The 23,511-nt window shown below is 73.6% G+C and carries 20 protein-coding genes and 1 pseudogene; 14 read left to right on the forward strand and 7 right to left on the reverse strand.

Features of this window, described 5'->3' with window-relative positions; genetic code table 11:
- Window positions 1-170 (forward strand): annotated as a pseudogene (locus F8274_RS10800) (glycine/betaine ABC transporter substrate-binding protein); the annotation flags it as partial.
- Window positions 171-2,203: 2,033 nt separating this feature from the next.
- Here the strand turns inward: F8274_RS10800 and F8274_RS10810 are convergent.
- Window positions 2,204-3,373 carry an NADH-quinone oxidoreductase subunit D gene (locus tag F8274_RS10810; protein ID WP_192579784.1) on the reverse strand — a complete coding sequence of 390 codons (1,170 nt, stop codon included), beginning with the start codon at window positions 3,371-3,373 and terminating at the stop codon, window positions 2,204-2,206.
- Window positions 3,370-4,413, reverse strand: a complete 1,044-nt coding sequence (locus F8274_RS10815; protein WP_151462194.1) for an SAM-dependent methyltransferase — start codon at window positions 4,411-4,413, stop codon at window positions 3,370-3,372. Before F8274_RS10815 ends, F8274_RS10810 begins: the two co-directional genes overlap by 4 nt.
- Window positions 4,414-4,649: 236 nt before the next feature.
- Between F8274_RS10815 and F8274_RS10820 the strand changes: the two genes are divergently transcribed.
- The 6 genes from F8274_RS10820 (at window position 4,650) to nadC (ending at window position 10,640) form a co-directional block, all read left to right on the forward strand.
- Window positions 4,650-5,597 (forward strand): Rossmann-like and DUF2520 domain-containing protein, encoded by a 948-nt coding sequence (locus F8274_RS10820; RefSeq protein ID WP_151462157.1) that lies wholly within the window; start codon window positions 4,650-4,652, stop codon window positions 5,595-5,597.
- Window positions 5,598-5,640: 43 nt separating this feature from the next.
- On the forward strand, window positions 5,641-6,489 hold the full coding sequence (gene panC / locus F8274_RS10825) for a pantoate--beta-alanine ligase (protein ID WP_151462158.1): 849 nt from the start codon (window positions 5,641-5,643) through the stop codon (window positions 6,487-6,489).
- Window positions 6,490-6,519: 30 nt separating this feature from the next.
- Complete coding sequence (gene panD / locus F8274_RS10830; RefSeq protein ID WP_151462159.1) at window positions 6,520-6,948, forward strand: aspartate 1-decarboxylase; 429 nt, start codon at window positions 6,520-6,522, stop codon at window positions 6,946-6,948.
- Window positions 6,949-7,044: 96 nt separating this feature from the next.
- On the forward strand, window positions 7,045-7,938 hold the full coding sequence (locus F8274_RS10835) for a septum formation family protein (protein WP_151462160.1): 894 nt from the start codon (window positions 7,045-7,047) through the stop codon (window positions 7,936-7,938).
- A gap of 61 nt (window positions 7,939-7,999) precedes the next feature.
- Window positions 8,000-9,688: an L-aspartate oxidase gene (locus F8274_RS10840; RefSeq protein WP_151462161.1), complete on the forward strand. Its 1,689-nt coding sequence runs from the start codon at window positions 8,000-8,002 to the stop codon at window positions 9,686-9,688.
- Window positions 9,689-9,743: 55 nt separating this feature from the next.
- Entirely contained in the window at window positions 9,744-10,640 is an 897-nt protein-coding gene (nadC, locus tag F8274_RS10845) for a carboxylating nicotinate-nucleotide diphosphorylase (protein ID WP_151462162.1), read from the forward strand.
- Window positions 10,641-10,643: 3 nt separating this feature from the next.
- Here the strand turns inward: nadC and F8274_RS10850 are convergent, their stop codons facing one another.
- A complete protein-coding gene (locus tag F8274_RS10850) occupies window positions 10,644-11,747 on the reverse strand; it encodes a hypothetical protein (RefSeq protein WP_151462163.1) in 1,104 nt (367 codons plus the stop codon).
- Window positions 11,748-11,865: 118 nt separating this feature from the next.
- Here F8274_RS10850 and F8274_RS10855 point away from each other — a divergent pair, with 118 nt between their 5' ends.
- Window positions 11,866-12,624 (forward strand): type III pantothenate kinase, encoded by a 759-nt coding sequence (locus F8274_RS10855; protein ID WP_151462164.1) that lies wholly within the window; start codon window positions 11,866-11,868, stop codon window positions 12,622-12,624.
- Between the two features lie 3 nt (window positions 12,625-12,627).
- Here the strand turns inward: F8274_RS10855 and F8274_RS10860 are convergent, their stop codons facing one another.
- Window positions 12,628-13,368, reverse strand: coding sequence for a class I SAM-dependent methyltransferase (locus F8274_RS10860; protein ID WP_151462165.1), 741 nt, complete (start codon window positions 13,366-13,368; stop codon window positions 12,628-12,630).
- Between the two features lie 37 nt (window positions 13,369-13,405).
- Complete coding sequence (locus tag F8274_RS10865; RefSeq protein WP_151462166.1) at window positions 13,406-14,146, reverse strand: class I SAM-dependent methyltransferase; 741 nt, start codon at window positions 14,144-14,146, stop codon at window positions 13,406-13,408.
- A gap of 91 nt (window positions 14,147-14,237) precedes the next feature.
- Between F8274_RS10865 and lysS the strand changes: the two genes are divergently transcribed.
- The 3 genes from lysS (at window position 14,238) to F8274_RS10880 (ending at window position 19,231) form a co-directional block, all read left to right on the forward strand.
- Window positions 14,238-15,746 carry a lysine--tRNA ligase gene (lysS, locus tag F8274_RS10870; RefSeq protein ID WP_151462167.1) on the forward strand — a complete coding sequence of 503 codons (1,509 nt, stop codon included), beginning with the start codon at window positions 14,238-14,240 and terminating at the stop codon, window positions 15,744-15,746.
- A 112-nt stretch (window positions 15,747-15,858) separates the two neighbouring features.
- The gene (locus tag F8274_RS10875; protein ID WP_091267630.1) at window positions 15,859-16,209 is read left to right on the forward strand and encodes an Lsr2 family protein; all 351 of its coding nucleotides are present in this window, start codon (window positions 15,859-15,861) and stop codon (window positions 16,207-16,209) included.
- Window positions 16,210-16,693: 484 nt separating this feature from the next.
- Complete coding sequence (locus F8274_RS10880) at window positions 16,694-19,231, forward strand: ATP-dependent Clp protease ATP-binding subunit (protein WP_151462168.1); 2,538 nt, start codon at window positions 16,694-16,696, stop codon at window positions 19,229-19,231.
- An 82-nt stretch (window positions 19,232-19,313) separates the two neighbouring features.
- Here F8274_RS10880 and F8274_RS10885 read toward each other — a convergent pair whose 3' ends face one another.
- Window positions 19,314-20,219, reverse strand: coding sequence for an A/G-specific adenine glycosylase (locus tag F8274_RS10885; protein ID WP_151462169.1), 906 nt, complete (start codon window positions 20,217-20,219; stop codon window positions 19,314-19,316).
- Window positions 20,220-20,285: 66 nt separating this feature from the next.
- Here F8274_RS10885 and F8274_RS10890 point away from each other — a divergent pair, with 66 nt between their 5' ends.
- From F8274_RS10890 to F8274_RS10900, 3 genes are all read left to right on the forward strand, one after another.
- Window positions 20,286-20,798, forward strand: a complete 513-nt coding sequence (locus F8274_RS10890; protein ID WP_151462170.1) for a glycine cleavage system protein R — start codon at window positions 20,286-20,288, stop codon at window positions 20,796-20,798.
- A complete protein-coding gene (locus F8274_RS10895) occupies window positions 20,795-21,358 on the forward strand; it encodes a peptide deformylase (protein ID WP_151462171.1) in 564 nt (187 codons plus the stop codon). Before F8274_RS10890 ends, F8274_RS10895 begins: the two co-directional genes overlap by 4 nt.
- A 130-nt stretch (window positions 21,359-21,488) precedes the next feature.
- Window positions 21,489-22,244 (forward strand): hypothetical protein, encoded by a 756-nt coding sequence (locus F8274_RS10900; protein WP_151462172.1) that lies wholly within the window; start codon window positions 21,489-21,491, stop codon window positions 22,242-22,244.
- A 6-nt stretch (window positions 22,245-22,250) separates the two neighbouring features.
- Here the strand turns inward: F8274_RS10900 and disA are convergent, their stop codons facing one another.
- The gene (disA, locus tag F8274_RS10905; protein ID WP_151462173.1) at window positions 22,251-23,435 is read right to left on the reverse strand and encodes a DNA integrity scanning diadenylate cyclase DisA; all 1,185 of its coding nucleotides are present in this window, start codon (window positions 23,433-23,435) and stop codon (window positions 22,251-22,253) included.
- Window positions 23,436-23,511 lie beyond the last annotated feature (76 nt).

Raw genomic sequence — 23,511 nt, forward strand, 5'->3', positions numbered from 1 at the left:
CCGAGTGCCCGCAGCGGCCGAAGTGCCAGGCCGGCCTCGTCGAGGTCTACGACTTCAAGGCCGGCTCGTTCAGCTCGCTCGACGCGGGCGGCCCGCAGACCAAGAACGCCCTGAAGACCGGCGCGGCGGAGGCAGCCGCCGTGGCCGGGAGGGAAGCCCTGGTCACCGGCTTTACATCGATGCCTTCGGCCCGTTCCCTACCGGGGCAAGTCTCGGTAGTCTGCTCAGCCATGCCCGCCTCGGTCGCCCCCGCCGAAAACCGCACCCCGCAGCTGCTGACCGTCCTGTTCTGGATCGGTGTGGCGCTCGCGCCCCTGGCGGCACTCATCCTGCTCGTGGCCGACGGCAACGGCTCGCTCCGGTTCGGCGCCGTGCTGGCGATCCTGGCCGTGGTGCTGATCGGCCTCTCCGTCGCGTTGCGGGCGGAGAGCGGCGGCGGGGCTTCCGGCGCGGAGGAGCTGCGCGAGGAGATCGAGCAGCTCCGCCGCGAGCTGCGCGGCGAGATCGTGGCCGCCGCCCAGCGCGGCAACCAGGCACTCGACCAGGTCCAGCGGACCCAGGAGTCGGTCACCGCGATGCGCCGGCGGCTGGACGCCGCGGCCGCCGGCATTGCCGCCGCCGCCGGGCTGGCCACGTCCGCCGCCGAGGAGCCGGCCGGCGGCCGCGCGCGGGTGCCGGCCACCGAGCCCCACGACGAGGGGCGCGCCCGGACCGAGCCGGGCCGGGGGCAGGCCGCCGCCCGGGACGAGGACGAGGCGGTCCGCCGCCCGCAGCCCGGCACCCGGTACGGAGCCGACCCTGCCGCCGACCACCCCGGTCACGGCTCCGACCGCTCCCAGGCCGATGGTCACAGCGCCGACCGCTCCCAGGCCGGCCGCTACGGCGGCGACCGCCCCCAGGCCGGGGTCTACGGCGGCGACCGCCCGCAGGCCGGGGTCTACGGCGGCGACCGCCCGCAGGCCGGGGTCTACGGCGCGGACCGCCCGCAGGCCGGGGTCTACGGCGCGCCCCGCGCTCCCGAGTCGGAGGTCCGGGCGGAACCCCGGCAGGTCGGGGTGGTGCACCACACCGAGACCGTGCACGTCACCACCCGACACACGATCGTGGACGGGGGCGCCGACCCGGTCGGCACCCGCTACGGCGGCTACGCCGGCCGCTGGTCCCCGGTGCCGGAGGAGCGTTCGTGGAGCGGCGGGGAGCCGGACGAACGCCCCCGCGCCGGATACCGGAGCGGCGACGACGACGACCACCTCCGGCCCGCTCGGGACGAGCGCTCCCGGACCGCGCAGGCGGGCTGGTCCGGCTCGCCCGATTCCCGGGATGACGCCTCCTGGTCGGGGACGAGCGGCGGCGAGCACCCGTGGGCGGGCGTCGGCCGGGCGTCCGGCGCCGACCGCGGCTGGTCCGCCCAGGAGGGCGACGACCGGGGCTGGTCCGCGCGGGAGGCCGACGACCGCGGCTGGTCTGCGCGGGAGGCCGACGACCGCGGCTGGTCCGCGCGGGAGGGCGAGGACCGGGACTGGTCCGCGCGGGAGGGCGAGGACCGGGGCTGGTCCGGCGACCGGTCCTGGCGATCTGGCCAGGAGGGGCCGGCCGGCGACCGGTCCTGGCCGCCGGCGCACGGCGGCCGCGAGGAGACCGGCTGGGCCGCCGCCCCGCGCGACGACGCCGCCCGCGGCGGCCAGGGCGCGTGGGCGGGCCAGGGCGACCGGGGCGGCTACGGCGAGCGGGCCGCCGACGGCTGGGCGGGGACCGATCCGGGCCGGGCGCCGGCCGAGCAGCCCGGCCGGGCGGTGGGCGACGATCCGGACGGTGACTACTGGTCCGAGCTGCGTACCGGCAACCGGTGGGCCGCGGTCCGTGACGACGAGCACGGCCGGGAGATCCGGGTCGGGGAGCGGCGGGCCGCGGTGCACGCCGACGGCGGCGGCACCGAGTACCGGGTCGAGGACCGCTGGGCGTCCGTCCGCGGCAGGGCCGGTTCCGGCGACACGGGCGGCGACCGGGCCGAGGAGGCCAGGCCGGCGCTTCCGGCCGGCGGGGTGCCGGTGCCGGACGAGTGGCGGCCCCCGACGCAGCGCAGCGGCCAGCCGGAGTGGCGTCAGGTCGAGCCCGAGCCGGCCCGCTACGGCTACCCGCCGCGCGACGACGTCCCCCGGGCCGGGGGCGCCCGGCCCACCGACCGCTGGCGCTGAGCCCCGGGCTACTTGTCGATGTCGCCGACCACGAAGAACATCGAGCCGAGGATGGCGATCAGGTCCGGCACGAGGCAGCCGGGGAGCAGGGTCGCCAGCGCCTGCACGTTGGCGTACGAGGCGGTGCGCAGCTTGAGCCGCCACGGGGTCTTCTCGCCGCGCGACACCAGGTAGTAGCCGTTGATGCCGAGCGGGTTCTCGGTCCACGCGTAGGTGTGCCCCTCGGGCGCCTTCACCACCTTGGGCAGCCGGGTGTTCACCGGCCCGGTGAGCCGGTCGACCCGGTCCAGGCACTGCTCGGCGAGGTCGAGGGAGGCGTACACCTGGTCGAGCAGCACCTCGAAGCGGGCGTGGCAGTCCCCGGCGGTCTTGGTGACCACGGGCACGTCGAGCTGGTCGTACGCCAGGTAGGGCTCGTCCCGGCGCAGGTCCAGGTCGAGCCCGGAGGCCCGGGCGACCGGCCCGGAGGCGCCGAACGCGGCGGCGTCGGCCGCGGACAGCACGCCGACCCCGACGGTGCGGGCCAGGAAGATCTCGTTGCGCCGGATCAGGTTGTCCAGGTCGGGCATCCGGCGGCGGACCTCGCCGATCGCCGCTCGGGCCCGCGTGGTCCAGCCGGCCGGCACCTCCTCCTTGAGCCCGCCGACCCGGTTGAACATGTAGTGGACCCGGCCGCCGGAGACCTCCTCCATGACGGCCTGGATGGTCTCCCGCTCACGGAACGCGTAGAACATCGGCGTGATCGCGCCGATCTCCAGCGGGTAGGAGCCGAGGAACATCAGGTGGTTGAGCACCCGGTTCAGCTCGGCGAGCGCCATCCGCAGCCAGACGGCGCGCTCCGGCACCTCCATGCCCATGAGCCGTTCGACGGCGAGCACCACGCCCAGCTCGTTGGAGAACGCGGAGAGCCAGTCGTGCCGGTTGGCCAGCACGATGATCTGCCGGTAGTCGCGGACCTCGAAGAGCTTCTCCGCGCCCCGGTGCATGTAGCCGACGATCGGCTCGGCGGAGATCACCCGTTCGCCGTCGAGCACCAGCTTCAGCCGGAGCACGCCGTGCGTCGACGGGTGCTGCGGCCCGATGTTGAGCACCATGTCGGTGCCGAGCTGCTCCCCGCCGGCCCCGGTGCCGACGGTCAGTTCGCGGAGGTCGCCGGCGTCGGTGGTCATGTCCGTCATCGTGCCATGAGCGGATCGAGGGTGACGTCGACCGGTTGCAGCAGCCACCAGTGCCCGCCGAGGCCGGCCGGGTCGGTCAGCTCGGCCACCGAGGACGCGGCGGCGAGGGCCCGCACGTAGCCGGCCGGGTCCCGGGAGGCCAGGCTCAGCGGCGGCCTCCCGCCGTCGGCCCCGAGCGCCCGCAGCCCCTCCCGCTGCGACACCAGGGTGTACGCGCACCGCGCGACCCGCTCACCGGCGGAGGCGACCGAGTCCATGGCGACGTGGGCCGTCACGTCGCACGACCCGTCCGGCACCGGCGCCACCTGCCGCCCACCCCGGTACCCGGTGAGGCTCCCGCCGACCGGCCGCCCGCCCCGCAGGTGCCCGTAGTCAACCGCGAGTGCGATTCCTCGCGCCATCTTCCCGATCGCCTCTGCCCAGGCTTCGTCGCGGGACCGCCCGAGCTCAACCCGATCTCCCAGCCCGTTGATCAAGAGGTTTGCGTCAGTTTTCGCGGTCCCCGTCGACGCAAACTTCTTGATCGACGCGTCCGGGGGCAGGGCGGGCCACCAGTGGGCCAGCCAGTCGGCGTCTTCCGCGCTCAGCGGGTCGCCCGTCGACTCCTCGCCCGTTGCCGGGTTCACCTGTAGGTAGCGCCAGCCTTCGGGGGTGTGCACGGCGAGGTCCAGCGGCACGTTGTCCAGCCACTCGGTGGCCACCAGCAGGCCCGTGACGCCCTGGGGGATCTCGTCCACCCACTCGATCTCCGCCGGCAGGTCCTCCGGTCGGGGTGCCTTCTCGACCGCGATGAGGCGTACCCGATCGGCCAGCGAAACCCCCACGGCGACCGACAGCGACCGCAACAGCTCCCCGCGGCCGGCACCGACGTCCACGACGTCCAGCCGAGCGGGATGGCCGAGAGCCGCATCGAGAGAAGACAGCAGCCGAAGCAGGCACGAGGCGAAGACCGGGGACGCGTGGACGCTGGTGCGGAAGTGGGCGGCCGGCCCCGGGCCGGAGACGAAGAAGCCGTCCGGGCCGTAGAGGGCCGTCGCCATGGCCTCGCGCCAGCGGAGCGCACGTGCGGGGGGCGTCACCGTGCCGACCCTACGGCGGGCGGACGGCCGGCGCCCGCGTGACGTGTGCCGACGTAACAGATGGGGCCGTTGGGCGCCGCCGGAGCGGCCCGGTCGCGCCGTCGGTGAAGGTTTTCACACATCCTTGTTTCGGCTCTGTGGCCCCGGCGCATACTTGCGATCGACCGGTACCCCCTTCGAGGACTGGATCGATTGCCATGAGCGCACCGCTGCGTTCGCGTCCGGCCGCCCCGCTCCGGGCCGCCGACGCCCCGCTCGTCTTCCCGCGCACCCTCACGGTCGGCGTGATCGGCGCCGGCCGGGTCGGCGCCGTGCTCGGCGCGGCCCTCGCCGCCGCCGGTCACCGGGTGGTCGCCGCCGCCGGCGCCTCCGGCACGACCCGGGCCCGGATGGCGCTGCTGCTGCCGCAGACCCCGACCCGATCCGCCGCCGCCGTGGCCCGCGCCGCCACCGACGTGCTGGTCGTGGCGGTCCCCGACGACGCCCTCGCCGGCGTGGTGGCCGGCCTGGCCGAGGCCGGCGCGCTGCGCCCCGGCCAGGTGGTCGCGCACACGTCCGGCGCGCACGGGCTGGCCGTCCTCGCCCCGGCCGCGGCCGCCGGCGCCCGGCCGCTCGCGCTGCACCCGGCGATGACCTTCACGGGTACGCCGGACGACCTGAGCCGCCTCGCCGGCATCTCCTACGGGGTGACCGCCCCGGCCGAGCTGCGGGCGTTCGCCGCCCGGCTGGTGGCCGACCTGGGCGGCGTGCCGGAGTGGGTGGCGGAGGGCGACCGGCCGCTCTACCACGCTGCCCTGGCGCACGGCGCCAACCACCTGGTCACCCTGGTCAACGAGGCCGCCGACCGGCTGCGCGACGCCGGGGTGGACCGGCCGGAGAAGGTGCTCGCCCCGCTGCTCCGGGCCGCCCTGGAGAACGCGCTGCGCCTCGGCGACGACGCGCTCACCGGCCCGGTCTCCCGGGGGGACGCGGGCACCGTACGCCGGCACCTGGAGCGGCTGGCGGCGACCGCCCCGGAATCGGTGCCCCCCTACCTGGCGTTGGCCCGACGGACGGCGGACCGGGCGATCGCGGCGGGTCGGCTGCGGCCGGCCGACGCGGCGCCGCTGCTGGACGTCCTGGACGGCATGCGGGTGTCGGCGTGAGGCAGTTGGGCGAGCCCCGCGGCCGCGAACGGAGGAGGTGCTGATGACGGAGCTGGTGCACACCCGCAAGGAGTTGGCGGCGGCCCGCGAGGGCCTCACCGGCACGGTGGGCGTGGTGATGACCATGGGCGCGCTGCACTCCGGGCACGAGACCCTGCTGCGGGCCGCCCGGGAGCGGGCCGACCACGTGCTCGTGACGATCTTCGTGAACCCGCTTCAGTTCGGCCCGAACGAGGACTTCGACCGCTACCCGCGCACCCTCGACGCCGACCTGGAGATCTGCCGGCGGGCCGGCGCGGACGTGGTCTTCGCCCCCGCCGTGGCGGACATGTACCCGGAGGGCCAGCCGAAGGTGCGCCTGAACCCGGGGCCGCTCGGCGAGGACCTGGAGGGGCTGAGCCGGCCCGGCTTCTTCCACGGGGTGCTCACCGTGGTCCTGAAGCTGCTCCAGCTCACCCGCCCCGACCTGGCCTTCTTCGGCGAGAAGGACTACCAGCAGCTCACCCTGGTCCGGCGGATGGTCCGCGACCTGGACGTGCCGACGGAGATCGTCGGCGTGCCGACCGTGCGGGAACCGGACGGCCTGGCCCTGTCCAGCCGCAACCGCTACCTGTCGGTGGAGGAGCGGCAGGCCGCGCTGAGCCTCTCCGCCGCGCTGCGGGCCGGCGTCGAGGCCGCCGACCAGGGCGCGGACGCCGGCGCCGTGCTGGCCGCCGCCCACCGGGCCTTCGAATCGGGTACGCCCGGCGCGCGGCTGGACTACCTGGTGCTCACCGACGCCGACCTGGAGCCCGGCCCGGTCTCCGGCGCGGCGCGGCTGCTGGTCGCCGCCTGGGTCGGCGCCACCCGCCTGATCGACAACACGGCGATCCACCTCGCCCCGCGTTCCTGACCCGACCAGATCCCTCGGAAAGGCACCCCGATGCTCCGGACCATGCTCAAGTCGAAGATCCACCGGGCCACGGTGACCCAGGCCGACCTGCACTACGTCGGCTCGGTGACCGTGGACGAGGACCTGCTCGACGCGGCCGACCTCATCCCCGGCGAGCAGGTCGCGATCGTCGACATCACCAACGGCGCCCGGCTGGAGACGTACGTGATCCCGGGGCGCCGGGGCAGCGGCGTGATCGGCATCAACGGCGCCGCGGCGCACCTGGTGCACCCGGGTGACCTGGTCATCCTCATCTCGTACGGGCAGATGGACGACGCCGAGGCGCGCGCGTACCAGCCGCGGGTGGTGCACGTGGACGCCGACAACCGGGTCGTCGACCTGACCGCAGACCCGACCACGGCCGCCCCGGGCACCGCCGGCGACCCCGTCCCCAACCCGCTGGCCGCCGCCCTCAACTGATCCCGGGCCGCACGCACGGTCTGTCACCAGAAGGTCATTTCCCGCTACCCTGGTCGGACCGTCGGAATCGACGGTCGTCGGGCTGGGGGAGGCGCGATGGGCCGGGCGATGCGGAGCCTCGTCGCCGCGTTGGTCGCGGGGGCGGCGCTGGCCGGGTGTGCCCCGTCGGGCGGGCTGGACGGGAACCTCACGGACGACTGGGCCGCCCTGCCGCCGGCCGGCGCGTTCACCCCGGCCGCCGGGGTCTGCCAGGTCGGCGACTTCACCCCCACCGTGGGCCTGTCCGGCTACGACCCGGTCGGCTGCGACCTGCCGCACCGGGTGGAGACGGTGCACGTCGGGATGTTCACTGTCGAGCGGGCCGGCCCGCCGGCGCTCGGCTCGCCCGAGCTGCGGACGGCCTTCGCCGACTGCGACACCCGGGCCGGCCGCTACGTCGGTGACAACTGGCGGGCCGGCCGGCTGCGGCTGGCCGTGGCGCTGCCCACCTCGCCCGGCTGGGCGGCCGGTTCGCGCTGGTACCGCTGCGATCTGGCGGAGCTGACCACGGTCGAGGCGGCGGCGACCGTGGTGACTCGGACGGGCAGCCTCCGCGACGCGCTCAAGGGCCCGTCCCCGCTGCGGCTGGGCTGCCAGCGCACCGGCCGGGACGCGCGCCGGGTGCAGACGCTCACGCCGGTCGACTGCCGCACCCCGCACGACGCCGAGTTCGTCGGGGTGTGGGCGGCGCCGGACCGCCCGTACCCGCGGAAGGACGCCGACTGGGCGCCCCTCTACACCGGCTGCAACAGCGTCCTGGCCGCGTACGCCGGTGTGCCCGACGACCCGACGCTGCGGTTCCGCAGCGGCGTGGTGGTGCGCCCGCCCGGCGCCGGCCGGTGGGCGGTCGGCGACCGGGGCGTGCGCTGCTACCTCTGGCTCAGCGACCGCACCGTGACGGCCTCGCTCAAGGGGGCCGGGCCGACGGGCCTCCCGGTCCGGACGAGGTAGCCGAAACCACTCGTCCCGCCCCCGGCGCCCGGGACGAGAGGCCTTCGGGTTGACTGTTCCCATGGACCTTCCGACCGTCGACCTGCCGGCCCTGCCGAGGCTGCTCGCCGCGCCCGCGCCGGGCTGGGTCGAGACCACCGACGTGATCGTCGTCGGCTCCGGGGTCGCCGGGCTGACCGCCGCGCTGCACCTGCGCGAGGCCGGCCTGCACGTCACCGTGGTCACCAAGGTCAACATCGACGAGGGTTCGACCCGGTGGGCGCAGGGCGGCATCGCGGCCGTGCTCGACCCGGCGGACACGCCGGCGGCGCACGCGTACGACACCGAGGTGGCCGGCGTCGGCCTCTGCGACCCGGCGGCGGTCCGGGTGCTGGTCGAGGAGGGCCCGACCCGGCTGCGCGAGCTGATGCGGATCGGGGCGGAGTTCGACCGCAACCCGGACGGCTCCCTCATGCTCACCCGCGAGGGCGGCCACCGGGCCGACCGGATCGTGCACGCCGGCGGCGACGCCACCGGGGCCGAGGTGCAGCGGGCGCTGCACGCCGCGGTGCGCCGCGACCCGTGGATCCGGCTGGTCGAGCACGCCCTGGTGCTGGACCTGTTGCGCGCCCCCGGTGACGGGCCGGACGGGCTCGGCCGGGCCTGCGGGATCACCCTGCACGTGCTCGGTGAGGGCAGCGAGGACGGCGTGGGGGCCATCCTGGGCCGGGCCGTGGTGCTGGCCACCGGCGGGATGGGGCAGATCTTCGCGGCCACCACCAACCCGGCCGTCTCCACCGGCGACGGCGTGGCGCTCGCGCTGCGGGCCGGCGCGGCGGTCACCGACCTGGAGTTCGTGCAGTTCCACCCGACCGCGCTGATCGTGCCGGCCGGTGAGCCCGGCGCGGGCCTCGCCCAGCAGCCGCTGGTCTCCGAGGCGTTGCGCGGCGAGGGCGCCCACCTGGTCGACGGCGACGGCAAGCGGTTCATGGTGGGCCAGCACGAGATGGCCGAGTTGGCGCCCCGCGACGTGGTGGCCAAGGGCATCCACCGGGTGCTGCTGGCCACCGGCGCGGACCACGTCTGGCTGGACGCCCGTCACCTCGGCGGCGACTTCCTGGCCCGGCGTTTCCCGACCATCGTGGCCTCCTGCCTGGCCATCGGGGTGAACCCGGCCGCCGACCTGATCCCGGTCGCCCCGGCCGCCCACTACGCCTCCGGCGGCGTCCGGACCGACCTGCGCGGCCACACCTCGATTCCCGGCCTGTACGCCTGCGGCGAGGTCGCCTGCACCGGTGTGCACGGCGCCAACCGGCTGGCCAGCAACTCGCTGCTGGAGGGGTTGGTCTTCTCCCGCCGGATCGCCGAGGACATCGCCGCCGGGCTGCCCGAGCAGGCGAAACCGGCCGAGGTCGGCGCCTGGGTGGGCGGCCAGGGCTGGCTGGTGCCGGCGGGGGCCACGCACACCCTGCAGCGGGCCATGACCCGGGGCGCGGGCGTGCTGCGGTCGGCGCCGACGCTCGCCGGGACCGCGGCCACCCTCACCGAGCTGGGCCAGGCCCGGGGTGTGCCGCGCACCGCCGACTGGGAGGCGACGAACCTGCTCACCGTGGCGTCGACGCTGGTCGCCGCCGCGTACGCCCGCCGGGAGACCCGGGGCTGCCACTGGCGGGAGGACTTCCCGACGGCCGACGAGCGGTGGCGCGGCCACCTCGTGGCGGGAATCGGAATCGAGGGCTTGTTGACCGAGCGCTGGGAGGAACAGCAGTGAGCGCGAGGAGTGAGCCGGTCCTGCGAGCCCCGCAGTCGCGAACGAAGGAGGCACAGTGAGGGAGTCGACGGAGCGGGCGCTGCGGGCCGGTGGCCTGGACCCGGAGCAGGTCCGGCGGGTGATCGTCGACGCGCTCACCGAGGATCTGGGCCCGGACTTCCTCGACGTGACGAGCGTCGCCACCATCCCGGACGCGCAGAACGACACCGCCGACCTGGTCGCCCGCGCCGACGGCGTGGTGGCCGGGCTGCCGGTGGCCGCGGCCGTGTTCGAGCTGGTGGGCGAGGTGACCGGGGCGGACCGTACCGTCGAGGTGTCGCTGGTGGCCCACGACGGGCAGCGGGTGGCGCGCGGCGATGTGCTGGCCACGGTGACCGGCCCCACCCGGCTGCTGCTCACCGCCGAGCGGACGGCGCTGAACCTGCTCTCCCGGATGTCCGGGGTGGCCACCCACACCCGGGCCTGGGCCGACGCGCTGGCCGGCACCAAGGCGACCGTGCTCGACACCCGCAAGACCACTCCGGGCCTGCGCGCCCTGGAGAAGTACGCGGTCCGCGCGGGCGGCGGCACCAACAAGCGGATGGGTCTGCACGACGTCGCCATGATCAAGGACAACCACAAGGTCGGCGCGGGCGGGATCGGCGCCGCCTTCCGCCGGGTCCGGGAGGCGTTCCCGGAGGTGCCGGTGCAGGTGGAGGTGGACACCCTGGCTGAGGCGGTGGAGGCCGTCGAGGCCGGCGCCGCCTTCCTGCTGCTGGACAACATGACCCCGGCGCAGCTGCGCGAGGTGGTGGCCGCGGTGGGCGACCGGGCGGAGCTGGAGGCGACCGGCGGGCTCACCCTGCCGGTGGCCGCCGAGTACGGGGCGACGGGCGTCGACTTCCTCTCGGTCGGCGCGCTGACCCACTCCTCGCCGATCCTGGACATCGCGCTGGACCTGCGGGAGGAGTGACGGTCAGCTCAGCCGGGCGGTGAGCGCGGTGGCCGGCACCAGGTTGAAGATGACCTGACTCTCGGTGTCGTCCCGGGCGTCCAGCCCGTACTTCGCGCGGAAGAGCTGGAGTGCGCGGTGGTAGATCTCGGCCTCCAGCTCGTCGGCCTCGGCGAGGGCGAACGCCTGCCCGGCCGCCTCCGGCCGGTTCAGCAGCACCACACTCAGCCCGGCCAGCCCGTGCCGGGCGACGTTGCGGACGAGGTCGCCGCCGGCGATGTACCAGGTGCCGTCCAGCCGGACGTAGCGGGCGTCGCAGGACTCCAGCTCGGTGTCGCCGCGGCGGAGGCAGACGTTGAGCGTCAGGCAGGCGTCGAGGTCGCGTACGGGGGCCGTCTCCCACAGCTCGCTGAACCGGTCGTCGACGAACTCGCCGAGCGGGGTGGAGACGAACGCCTCCAACTGCTGGGCGTCGAAGGTCTTGCCGTGCACGGGGAAGAACGAGATGAACGCCTTGTCGTCCCAGCGGTACATCTGGACCGAGGGGGCGGTGGCGTAGATCCGTACCCGGAGGCGTGAGCGGGCGGCCGGCGCGAGCTGCTGCTGCAGGCGACCGAAATGGTAGAGGTTGTTCATGATGGCGACGGCGGTGTCGGCGCGGCGCAGCTCCTCGGCGCGTAGCCGGACGGCGGGGGAGTCCGGGTCGAGCAGCAGCACCTTGACCGTGGCGCCGTTGGCCAGGGCGAAGCGCAGCGCGGCGAGGAACCGGGTGGTGTACGGCCCCTCCAGCATGCTGGTGAAGGTTTCCAGGATGGCGACCACCTCGCGGGACTGCGCCACCCGCTGGATCAGCGCGTCCCGGTCCAGCCGCGGGTGCTCGATGATGGTGGCGGTCCTGAGCTCCCGGAAGAGCGGGTTGAGCACCAGATAGGTCAGGAGCGTCATAATCAGGGCGGCGCCGACGTTGAGGTAGAGGTCGCCGCGGAAGGTCTGCCCGTGGCGTTGCCACGACTGCCCGGCCTGGACGATCATCCACAGCGCCCCACCGGCCAGCACCGCGAGCACCAGCACGTGCCGGCGACGGCGCAGCAGGGCGCTGCGCCCCCGGACCCACCACGTCCTCGACATGTCCGCTCCCCGTCCGGCCGTGCCGTGGATAGAACCATGTTCATGCCGCGATGTGTTCAGGATACGGTTCGGCCGCCGCTGCGCGCCCGCCCGCACGGCGGTTGTCTAGGCTGCGATCGTGCTGCTCTGCATCGACATCGGGAACACCAACACCGTGCTGGCGACCTTCGACGGCGACAAGCTGGTGCACAACTGGCGGATCAAGACCGACGCCCGGTCCACCGCGGACGAGCTGGGGCTCATGTTCCGCGGGTTGCTGGCCGGTGACGCCGTGGAGATCACCGGGGTGGCCGCCTGCTCGACCGTGCCGGCCGCGCTGCGCTCGCTGCGCACCATGCTGGCCCGCTACTACGCCGACCTGCCCAGCGTGATCGTCGAGCCCGGCGTGCGCACCGGCGTGCAGCTCGCCATCGACAACCCCAAGGAGGTCGGCGCGGACCGGGTGGTCAACACCCTGGCCGCGTACACCCTCTACGGCGGGCCGTCGATCGTGGTGGACTTCGGCACCACCACCAACTTCGACGTGATCAGTGGCCGGGGTGAGTTCCTCGGCGGCGCCTTCGCGCCGGGCATCGAGATCTCCTTCGACGCGCTCGCGGCCCGCGCCGCCCAGCTCCGGAAGGTGGAGGCCACCCGGCCCCGCTCGGTGATCGGCAAGAACACCGTCGAGTGCCTCCAGGCCGGCCTCTACTTCGGCTTCGCCGGCCAGGTGGACCGGATCGTCGAGCGGATGACCGAGGAGCTGGGCGAGGTGAAGGCCGTGATCGCCACCGGCGGCCTGGCCTCGCTGGTGCTCAGCGAGTGCCGCACCATCACCCACCACGAGCCGATGATCACCCTGATCGGCCTGCGGATGGTCTACGAGCGCAACCTCTGAGCCTCAGCGGTGGCGGGAGCGGAGGACCAGGGTGCGGTAGGGCAGCTCGACCGTCGCGCGGCCGGCCAGGTCGGGGTGCGTGGCGAAGAGTTCGCGCAGCTCACGGTCGATCCGTGCCCGCTCGTCCGGCGCCGCGGTCAGCCAGTACGAGCGGGTGTGCAGCATGCCGACCACCTCGTCCGGGGTGAGCGTGGTCGCGTGGGCGAACTCGCCCAGCTCGACCGGCTCGAAGGCGGGGCCGAAGTCGGCGTACTTCTCGGTCACGTCGCCGGCGTTGTCGCCGAGGTGGGCGATCCGGGTCAGCTCCGCCACCCAGGCCACCCGCTCGTCCCGGACGTTCCAGAGCGGCGCGAACGTGCCGCCCGGCCGCAGCACCCGGGCGATCTCGGCGTGCGCCGGCTCCCGGTCGAACCAGTGGTAGGCCTGACCCACCACCACCGCGTCGGCCGACCCGTCGGGCAGCGGCACCGACTCGGCGCTGCCGGCCCGCGCCGTCGTGCCCGGGGTGGCGGCCGCGAGCTGCGCCCGCATCCCCGGATCCGGCTCCACGGGTACGACCTCAAGGCCCAGCGCGAGCACCCCGCGGGTGAGGATGCCGGTGCCCGCGCCGAGGTCCACCACCCGGGCCGGGGCGGCCAGCCCGTCCAGCGCCCAGCGCAGCGCCGGTTCGGGATAGCGGGGGCGGAACCGGTCGTACTCGGCGGCGGCGGCGCCGAAGGAAAGTGCCGGGATGACGTCGACCATGAGGTGAGGCTAGTGCGGCGGCCGGCCGCGCGGGGGGTCAGCTACGGCGCGTGCGGGCGACGAGCGTGCGGTAGGGCAGGTTGATCGTGTCCCGGCCGGCCAGGTCCGGGTGGCCGGCGAGGAGGTCCCGCAGCTCCGCGTCGACCTCACGGCGGCGCTCCGGTCCGGCGGTCAGGTAGTGCGAGCGGGTGCGCACCATGCCGAGCAGCTCGTCCGGTGTCAGTGTGGTGGCGTGGTCGAACTCGGCCCACCCGGGCGCCGCGAACCGGGTACCGAAGCCGGTCACGGTCTCGCGCAGGTGGTCGACGGTGTCGCCGATCTCGGCGATCCGGTTCAGCTCGGTCACCCAGCCGACCCGGTCGTCCCGGAGGTTCCACACCGCCGCGAAGATCCCGCCGGCCCGCAGCACCCGGGCGATCTCCGGGTGCGCCCGCTCCCGGTCGAACCAGTGGTACGCCTGGCCGACCAGCACGGCGTCCGCGTACCCGTCGGGCAGCGGGACCGACTCGGCGCTGCCCTCCCGGGCGGCGACGCCCGGCGTGGCGGCCTCGAACTGGGCGCGCATCGCCGGATCGGGCTCCACGGCGGTCACCTCGTGCCCGAGGGCGAGCAGGCCGCGGCTGACGATCCCGGTGCCGGCGCCCAGGTCGACGGTGCGGGCCGGCGGGGTGAGGTCGTCGAGCGCCCAGCGCAGCGCGGCCTCGGGATAGCGGGGCCGGTAGCGGTCGTAGTCGGCGGCGGCCGTGCCGAACGAGAGGGCCTCAGTGGGGTCGGTCATGGCGGGCAGGTTATCCCGTAACGACCCGGCAGCCCCTTGAGTACGCTCGGGGCCTGACCCCGCCCGAATTCTCCGTCTGAGGAAGCGTGCCGTGACCGAGCAGAACGCCCTGCCAGTAGACCCCGCCGACGACCTTCCGGAGCAGATGAAGGTCCGCCGGGAGAAGCGGGACCGGATGCTCGCCGAGGGCGTCGAGGCGTACCCGGTCGGCTTCCCGCGGACCAGCACCCTGGCGAAGATCCGCGAGCGGTACGCCGAGCTGCCCACCGACACGGCCACCGGCGACCGGGTCTCGGTCACCGGCCGGGTGATCTTCGTGCGCAACACCGGCAAGCTCTGCTTCGCCACCCTCCGGGACGGCGACGGCACCGAACTCCAGGCGATGCTCTCCCTGGACCGGGTCGGCGCCGAGCGGCTGGACGACTGGAAGCGCCTGGTCGACCTGGGCGACCACGTGGGGGTGACCGGTGAGGTGATCACCAGCCGGCGCGGCGAACTGTCGGTGCTCGTCGAGGAGTGGGCGGTGACGGCGAAGGCCCTGCGCCCGCTGCCGGTGGCGCACAAGCCGCTCAGCGAGGAGGCCCGGGTCCGCCAGCGCTACGTGGACCTCGTGGTCCGCCCGCAGGCCCGGCAGATGGTCCGCACCCGGGCCGCCGCGGTGCGCAGCCTCCGGGACACCCTGCACGGGCAGGACTTCGTCGAGGTCGAGACGCCGATGCTCCAGTTGCTGCACGGCGGCGCGGCGGCCCGCCCATTCGTGACCCACAGCAATGCGTTGAACACCGATCTGTATCTGCGAATCGCGCCGGAACTGTTTCTGAAGCGCGCGGTCGTCGGTGGCGTCGACCGGGTCTTCGAGATCAACCGCAACTTCCGGAATGAGGGCATCGACTCCTCGCACTCGCCGGAGTTCGCGATGCTCGAGGCCTACCAGGCGTACGGCGACTACAACACCATGGCCGAGCTGACCCGGAATCTCGTGCAGCAGGCCGCTCTCGCGGTCGCCGGCTCGACGGTGGTCACCCACGCCGACGGCCGCGAGTTCGATCTGGGCGGCGAGTGGCGCTCGGTGTCGCTGTTCGGTGTTCTTTCCGAAGCGCTCGGTGAGGAGGTCACCGTCCGCACCGAAAGGTCCCGCCTGGTCGAGTACGCGGACAAGGTCGGCCTCTCCGTCGACCCGAAGTGGGGCCCGGGCAAGCTGGCCGAGGAGTTGTTCGAGGAGTTGGTGGTCCCGTCGCTCCGGGCGCCCACCTTCGTCCGCGACTACCCGGAGGAGACCAGCCCGCTGACCCGGGCCCACCGCACCGAGCCGGGCCTGGCCGAGAAGTGGGACCTCTACGTGCTCGGTTTCGAGCTGGGGACCGCGTACTCGGAGCTGGTGGACCCGGTGGTGCAGCGGGAGCGGCTGGTGGCCCAGGCGCAGCTCGCGGCGCGGGGCGACGACGAGGCCATGCGGCTGGACGAGGACTTTCTCCGGGCGATGGAGTACGGAATGCCGCCGGCCGGTGGTATGGGAATGGGAATCGACCGGCTCCTGATGGCGCTGACCGGCCTGGGAATTCGGGAAACCATCCTGTTCCCGTTGGTCCGGCCCGAGTAGCACACGAGCTTCTCCGGGTCGTTACCGCGTCCTATTGACGGAGCGAGCGGCGGGCGGGCTATTGTGCTTCTGTATTGCAGGAGCACAACCCTGCTCGAAAGGAATGTGGGACGTGGCCAAGCAGATCATTCACAAGCTGGTCGATGACCTGGACGGCGGGGACGCTGACGAGACCGTCAAGTTCGCGCTCGACGGTGTGCAGTACGAGATCGACCTCTCCGCTTCCAACGCTGAAAAATTGCGCGACGTATTCGCGCAGTACATCGCGCACGGCACGAAGGTCGGCCGCGGCGGGGTGGTCGTGGGTGGCCGGGCCGCCCGGGGACGTGGCGGCGCGACCGCCGACCGCGAGCAGAACAAGGCGATCCGGGCGTGGGCCAAGAAGGCCGGCAAGGACATCTCCGACCGGGGGCGCATCCCGCAGGAGATCGTGGACGAGTACCACGCGAAGGCGGGGCACTGACCCCGACGACCCCCGCAGCGGGCGACACGACGCCGGACCGGAGTGCCTCTCCGGGCCGGCGTCGCCGTTTCCGCCCGCCTGCGCCGTCTGTCCGGTCCCATGCCGGGCGGGTGCGCGGCGTCGCCGGGCGCGGGAAGAAACCGGCGTCCCGCGCCGTTGTCCACAGGCGGTGGAGATTCTGTCCACAGGTTGTGGAAGACCGCGGCCGGGCGCCCACGCCCCCGCTCCAGCCCCTCGACCGGGCTTTTCCACCGGCGGTCGAATTTCGCTCTGCGCGTACAGGCGGGGGTACCGGAACACCTCCTGAGCGCGGACGGTTGTCAGAAACGACGCGTGAACGGCCATTCGCGGGGACACACGACCTCAGCGGAGTCGGTCCGCGGCGATAGAGTAAGGAGGCACGGACGCCCGTCCCGGACGTCCGCGCACCGGCCCCGCCGAGATCTGACCATCAAGGCGCACGGCACGTGAGGAGCACGAGGGCATGTTCGAGCGGTTCACCGACCGAGCGCGACGGGTTGTCGTCCTGGCCCAAGAAGAGGCCCGGATGCTCAACCACAACTACATCGGTACGGAGCACATCCTGCTGGGCCTGATCCACGAGGGTGAGGGTGTCGCGGCAAAGGCCCTGGAGAGCCTCGGCATCTCCCTCGAGGGCGTCCGTCAGCAGGTCGAGGAGATCATCGGCCAGGGCCAGCAGGCGCCGAGCGGGCACATCCCGTTCACGCCGCGGGCCAAGAAGGTGCTGGAGCTGTCGCTGCGCGAGGCGCTGCAGCTCGGCCACAACTACATCGGCACGGAGCACATCCTGCTCGGCCTGATCCGTGAGGGCGAGGGCGTCGCCGCCCAGGTGCTGGTCAAGCTCGGCGCCGACCTCAACCGGGTCCGCCAGCAGGTGATCCAGCTGCTCTCCGGCTACCAGGGCAAGGAGCCGGCCGCGGCGGGCGCCGCGCCGGGCGAGGCCGCGCCGTCGACCAGCCTCGTGCTGGACCAGTTCGGCCGGAACCTGACCCAGGCCGCCCGCGAGGGCAAGCTCGACCCGGTCATCGGGCGCGAGAAGGAAATCGAGCGGGTCATGCAGGTGCTCTCCCGCCGGACCAAGAACAACCCGGTCCTGATCGGTGAGCCCGGCGTCGGCAAGACCGCCGTGGTGGAGGGCCTGTCCCAGAAGATCATCAAGGGCGAGGTGCCCGAGACGCTGAAGGACAAGCAGCTCTACACCCTCGACCTCGGTGCGCTGGTCGCCGGTTCCCGCTACCGCGGTGACTTCGAGGAGCGCCTCAAGAAGGTGCTCAAGGAGATCCGCACCCGCGGCGACATCATCCTGTTCATCGACGAGATCCACACCCTGGTGGGTGCGGGTGCCGCCGAGGGCGCGATCGACGCCGCCAGCATCCTCAAGCCGATGCTGGCCCGCGGCGAGCTGCAGACCATCGGCGCCACCACGCTCGACGAGTACCGCAAGCACCTGGAGAAGGACGCCGCTCTCGAGCGCCGCTTCCAGCCGATCCAGGTGGGTGAGCCCTCGCTGGCCCACACCATCGAGATCCTCAAGGGCCTGCGGGACCGCTACGAGGCGCACCACCGGGTGAGCATCACCGACGCCGCTCTGGTGGCTGCCGCCACCCTGGCCGACCGCTACATCTCCGACCGCTTCCTGCCGGACAAGGCGATCGACCTGATCGACGAGGCCGGCGCCCGGATGCGCATCCGCCGGATGACCGCGCCGCCAGACCTGCGTGACTTCGACGAGCGGATCGCCCAGGTCCGCCGCGACAAGGAGTCCGCGATCGACGCGCAGGACTTCGAGCGCGCTGCCCAGCTCCGCGACAAGGAGAAGCAGCTCCTCGGCCAGAAGGCCCAGCGGGAGAAGGAGTGGAAGGCCGGTGACCTGGACGTCGTCAGCGAGGTCGACGACGAGCAGATCGCCGAGGTCCTCGGCAACTGGACCGGCATCCCGGTCTACAAGCTGACCGAGGAGGAGACCTCGCGCCTGCTGCGCATGGAGGACGAGCTGCACAAGCGCGTCATCGGCCAGGAGGACGCGGTCAAGGCGGTCTCGAAGGCGATCCGGCGCACCCGGGCCGGCCTGAAGGACCCGAAGCGCCCGTCCGGCTCGTTCATCTTCGCCGGCCCGTCCGGCGTCGGTAAGACCGAGCTCTCCAAGGCGCTCGCCGAGTTCCTGTTCGGCAGCGAAGACGCCCTCATCCAGCTCGACATGTCCGAGTTCCACGACCGTTACACGGTGTCCCGGCTGGTGGGTGCCCCTCCCGGCTACGTCGGCTACGACGAGGGCGGGCAGCTGACCGAGAAGGTGCGTCGCCGGCCGTTCTCGGTGGTCCTCTTCGACGAGATCGAAAAGGCCCACCCGGACGTGTTCAACACGCTCCTCCAGATCCTGGAGGACGGGCGCCTCACCGACGGTCAGGGCCGGATCGTGGACTTCAAGAACACGGTCATCATCCTGACCACCAACCTCGGCACGCGGGACGTCGCCAAGGCGGTGTCGCTGGGCTTCCAGGCCTCTGACGACTCCGAGTCGAACTACGACCGGATGAAGCAGAAGGTCAACGACGAGCTCAAGCAGCACTTCCGGCCCGAGTTCCTGAACCGGATCGACGACACCATCGTCTTCCACCAGCTGCGCGAGAACGAGATCCTCCAGATCGTGGACATCATGATCGCCCGGATCGAGACGCAGCTCAGGAACAAGGACATGGGCCTGGAGCTGACCGACAACGCCAAGAAGTACCTGGCGAAGAAGGGCTTCGACCCGGTGCTGGGCGCGCGGCCGCTGCGTCGCACGATCCAGCGCGACATCGAGGACAACCTGTCCGAGCGGATCCTCTTCAACGAGCTGACCCCGGGTCAGATCGTGGTGGTGGACTGCGAGGGCGACCCGAGCGACATCGACAAGTCCAAGCTCGTCTTCCGGGGCGCCGACCGGCCGGTGGCCGTTCCGGACGCGGTCCCGGCGGACCTCGGCGGCACCGCCGCCACGGGCGCGGACGACGCGGCGTAAGTTCGGGCAACCGATCGAGGGCGACGGCCCCGGCAGGCGAGAGCCGCCGGGGCCGTCGCCTTTCCTCGTCCAGAGCGGCGGTTCAGGGGCAGGGGAGCGGGACCGGCGGGCCGTCGCCGGTGAGCCGGAAGGACTCCTCGCCGACCGGCTCGACCAGGCCGTCGGTGACCAGTCCGGCCAGGGCACGGGCCCGCTGCACGTCGTCGTGCCAGACCTGGTCCAGCCGCTGGTGCGGCACCGGCCCGGAGGCGTCGCGGAGCACCGCGAGGAGCAGGCCGCGCACTTGGCGGTCGGTGCCGGCGTAACGCTGGGGGCGGCGGGTCGGGCCGGCCGGGGCCGGCTGGCCGGAGGCCCGCCACGCGCAGCTCGACTCGACGGGGCACACCCCGCAGCGCGGGGCCCGGGCGGTGCACACCACCGCGCCGAGTTCCATGAACGCCGCACTGGCCAGCGCCGCCGCGGCCGGCTCGACGGGCAGCAGCTCCTCGGTGGCGACCAGGTCGGCGGGGCGGGTCGCGGGCCCGGCGTCGGGTTCGCCGGCGATCGCCCGGCACACCACCCGCCGGACGTTGGTGTCGACCACCGGGTGCCGCTGCCCGTAGGCGAAGGCCGCGACCGCCCGCGCCGTGTACGTCCCGACCCCGGGCAGCGCCAGCAGCTGGTCGAGCCGCTCCGGCACCTCGCCGCCGTGCCGTTCCACGATGGCCACCGCGCAGTCGCGCAGGCGTACGGCCCGGCGGGGGTAGCCGAGCCGGCCCCACATCCGGATCGCCTCGGCCGGCGTGTCCTCCGCCAGCGCGGCCGGGGTGGGCCAGCGGGACAGCCACGCCTCCCAGGCGGGCAGCACCCGGACCACGGGTGTCTGCTGGAGCATGACCTCGCTGACCAGGATCGCCCAGGCCCCGATCCCCGGCTCGCGCCAGGGCAGGTCGCGGGCGTTGCGCTCGTACCACCGGCTGACCAGGGTGGCGAAGGTGGGCTCAGACATCGCGCCGCCCAACCCGCGGGAAAGCCACCCGTGACATCCTTGGCGGCGACGGGGCAGAATGTCCGGATGAACGAGCTCGCGATCACCGTCATCGGCCGGGACCGGCCGGGCATCGTGGCCGACGTCGCCGAGGTCCTCGCGCGGCTCGGCGCGAACCTCACCGACTCGACGATGACCCGGCTGCGGGGACACTTCGCGATGACGTTGATCTGCGTGGGCCCGGCCGCCGCCGACGTCGAGGCCGCGCTGGCCCCGCTCGCCGCCGACGGTCAGCTGCTGGCCACCGTACGCGCCGTCACCCCCGACGGGCAGGCCGCGCCCGGCGGCGAGCCGTACGTCATGGCGGTGCACGGCGCGGACCGGATGGGCATCGTCGCGGCGATGACCCGGGTGCTGGCCGACGCGGGCGGCAACGTGACCGACCTGAGCACCCGGTTGACCGGTTCGCTGTACGTGGTGGTCGCCGAGGTCGAGTTGCCGCCGGGCAGCGCCGACGAGGTGGCCGGCCGGCTCGCCCGTACGGCCGCGGAGCTGGGCGTGGGGGTCAGCCTCCGCCCGGCGGACCCGGACCTGCTGTGACCGCGGAGGAGTACGCCGGCCTGGGCGGCTGGACACCGGAGAAACTCGACGTCCCCGGGGCCGTACGCCCGGTCGTGGCCGCGCCCGACCCGGTGCTCAGCCGGCCCGGCCCGGCGGTGGACCCCACCTCGGCCGAGATCGTCCAACTGGCCGCCGACCTGGTCGCCACCATGCGGGTGTCGCCGGGCTGCGTGGGCCTGGCCGCGCCGCAGGTCGGGGTGAGCGCCCAGGTGTTCGCGGTGGACGTGACCGGGCACCCGAAGGCGATCACCGTGCACGGCGCGTTCGTGCTGTGCAACGCCACGGTGGTGGAGGCGAGCCGCTGGAAGGCCGGGCGGGAGGGCTGCATGTCGGTGCCCGACCTGACCGGCGACGTGAAGCGGGCCAGCCGGCTGGTGGTGGAGGGTGTGCTGCCGGGCAGCGGGGACCCGGTGCGGCTGGTGACCGACGGGTTCGAGGCGCGGGCGCTCCAGCACGAGATCGACCACTGCGCCGGTCTGCTCTTCCTGGACCGGGTGGCCGGGGCGCACGCCGTCTACCAGCGCAAGGTCTACCTCTGACGGGCCGTGGTCCGGCGGCGCCGCTCGGTGACCTCCGGCGTCCATTCTGGAGCACCGCGGGACCGGGCCGAAGGGCCTCCGGCGCGTCGCGCCAGCGGGCCGGGCGTCGCCCCGTTACGGTGAACGCATCATGCGTATGACGGTCGGCCCGCTGCCTCCCGCCGTGTACTGGCGGCGTCGAGCCGTCGTCTTCGGAGCCGGGCTGCTTTTCCTGATTGTCCTGCTCTATTCGTGCACCGGCACCGACCGCAACGACACCCCGACCGGCAAGGCGGGGGGCAACGCGGGAGGAACGCCGTCGGCGGCCGCTCCCGGCCCGACCGGTTCGCTGCTGACCCCGCAGTCCACCAGCCCGTCGCCCTCCTCGGGTGAGTCGGGCGGCGGCAACGGGACGAGCGACGGTGGCGGCACGGGCACCGACAACGGCGGCGGCCAGAACGGCGGCGGCGCGAACGACGGCGGCGCGCCGGCCGCCCCGGTGGCCGACGACGGCACCTGCGCGGACTCGGAGCTCCGGGTGACGCCGGTGGCGCTGCCGGCCTCCGCGCAGCGGGGCACGGTGGTCACCCTGCGCCTCAAGGTCAGGAACATCTCGGAGCGCACGTGCAGCCGGGACGTCGGGGCCGACCTGCAGGAGCTCTACATCAAGGCCGGCGCGGCGAAGGTCTGGTCGTCGGACACCTGCGGCACCGGCAAGGGTTCCGACGTGCAGTCGTTCACGCCGAACTTCGAGCGCTCCTACGAGCTGGGCTGGAACGGGCGGGACGTGAGCGCCTGCAAGAACGGCGTGGCCGCCGGCCCGTACGCCCCGATCGGTACGTACCAGCTCTTCGCCCGGGTGGGCACCAAGCTCGGCGAGCCGGTGAAGCTCACCATCACCGGCTGAACGGCGTCAGACGTAGCGTTCCAGGATGGACGCCTCGGCGAGCCGGGACAGGCCCTCACGCACACCGCGGGCGCGGGCGTCGCCCACCCCCTCGACCGCCTGGAGGTCCTCCACGGTCGCGCCCAGCAGGCGCTGGAGGCTGCCGAAGTGCACCACCAGCCGGTCCACCACGGCCGCCGGGAGCCGGGGCACCTTGGCCAGCAGGCGGAAACCGCGCGGGCTCACGGCGGCGTCGAGCGCGTCGGAGGCGGACGGGTAGCCGATCGCCTTGGCCACCGCGACCAGGTCGATCAGCTCGGTGGCGCTGAGCAGGTCCAGCTCGACCAGCGCCTCGTCGAGGGTGCGCGACTTCCGGCCCACCGGCAGGTAGTCCCGGATGACGAGGGTGCGGTCGGCGTCCACCCCGGCCATCAGCTCGTCGAGCTGGAGGGCGAGGAGGCGGCCATCGGTGCCCAGCTCCACGACGTAGCCGGCGATCTCGTCGGCGATCCGCCGGACCATCTCCAGCCGCTGCACCACGGCCACGGCGTCGCGGACGGTGACCAGGTCCTCGATCTCCAGGGCGGAGAGCGTGCCGGAGACCTCGTCCAGCCGGAGCTTGTAGCGCTCGAGGGTGGCCAGCGCCTGGTTGGCCCGGGAGAGGATCGCCGCCGAGTCGTCCAGCACGTGCCGCTGGCCGTTGACGTAGAGGCTGATGATCCGCATGGACTGGCTGACCGAGATCACCGGGTAGCCGGTCTGGCGTGCCACCCGCTCGGCGGTGCGGTGCCGGGTGCCGGACTCCTCGGTGGGGATCGACGGGTCGGGCATCAGGTGCACGGCGGCCCGTACGATCCGGGTGCCGTCGCTGGAGAGCACCACGGCCCCGTCCATCTTGCACAGCTCACGGACCCGGGTTGCGGAGAACTCGACGTCGAGCGGGAAGCCGCCGGTGCAGATCTGCTCGACGATCTTGTCGTAGCCGAGCACGATCAGCGCGCCCGTGCGGCCGCGGAGGATCCGCTCCAGGCCGTCGCGCAGGGCGGTGCCCGGCGCCATGAGGGCGAGGTTCGCCCGCAACGGGTCGCCGCCGGCCCCGCCGACGCTTCCGGTGACGCTCACGCTGATGGCACGGGTGGGGGAGCCCACGGCGCCGGTGCGGGCGTGCGGCGTCGTCGCGGCGGGCTTGGTGGCATCGCGGTCGATCGGCACGGGCACAGTCTACGGACTGCGGTGCGGTGGGTGCTCTCGTGGTTACTGTGATGTGTCACGATGTCCGGCTCCCCCG

It is taken from the genome of Micromonospora sp. AMSO31t (assembly GCF_008868175.1).
Classification (GTDB): Bacteria; Actinomycetota; Actinomycetes; order Mycobacteriales; family Micromonosporaceae; genus Micromonospora.

What these genes read in the sequence shown, in the direction of transcription:
- F8274_RS10860 (WP_151462165.1), bottom strand. Translation starts at nt 13,368, where the DNA reads ATGGTCGACGTCATCCCGGCACTTTCCTTCGGCGCCGCCGCCGCCGAG.
- F8274_RS10890 (WP_151462170.1), top strand. Translation starts at nt 20,286, where the DNA reads ATGAACGAGCTCGCGATCACCGTCATCGGCCGGGACCGGCCGGGCATC.
- F8274_RS10810 (WP_192579784.1), bottom strand. Translation starts at nt 3,373, where the DNA reads ATGACGGACATGACCACCGACGCCGGCGACCTCCGCGAACTGACCGTC.
- F8274_RS10850 (WP_151462163.1), bottom strand. Translation starts at nt 11,747, where the DNA reads ATGTCGAGGACGTGGTGGGTCCGGGGGCGCAGCGCCCTGCTGCGCCGT.
- F8274_RS10820 (WP_151462157.1), top strand. Translation starts at nt 4,650, where the DNA reads ATGAGCGCACCGCTGCGTTCGCGTCCGGCCGCCCCGCTCCGGGCCGCC.
- F8274_RS10885 (WP_151462169.1), bottom strand. Translation starts at nt 20,219, where the DNA reads ATGTCTGAGCCCACCTTCGCCACCCTGGTCAGCCGGTGGTACGAGCGC.
- panD (WP_151462159.1), top strand. Translation starts at nt 6,520, where the DNA reads ATGCTCCGGACCATGCTCAAGTCGAAGATCCACCGGGCCACGGTGACC.
- F8274_RS10835 (WP_151462160.1), top strand. Translation starts at nt 7,045, where the DNA reads ATGGGCCGGGCGATGCGGAGCCTCGTCGCCGCGTTGGTCGCGGGGGCG.
- F8274_RS10865 (WP_151462166.1), bottom strand. Translation starts at nt 14,146, where the DNA reads ATGACCGACCCCACTGAGGCCCTCTCGTTCGGCACGGCCGCCGCCGAC.
- F8274_RS10880 (WP_151462168.1), top strand. Translation starts at nt 16,694, where the DNA reads ATGTTCGAGCGGTTCACCGACCGAGCGCGACGGGTTGTCGTCCTGGCC.
- F8274_RS10840 (WP_151462161.1), top strand. Translation starts at nt 8,000, where the DNA reads ATGGACCTTCCGACCGTCGACCTGCCGGCCCTGCCGAGGCTGCTCGCC.
- F8274_RS10900 (WP_151462172.1), top strand. Translation starts at nt 21,489, where the DNA reads ATGCGTATGACGGTCGGCCCGCTGCCTCCCGCCGTGTACTGGCGGCGT.
- F8274_RS10815 (WP_151462194.1), bottom strand. Translation starts at nt 4,413, where the DNA reads ATGGCGACGGCCCTCTACGGCCCGGACGGCTTCTTCGTCTCCGGCCCG.
- panC (WP_151462158.1), top strand. Translation starts at nt 5,641, where the DNA reads ATGACGGAGCTGGTGCACACCCGCAAGGAGTTGGCGGCGGCCCGCGAG.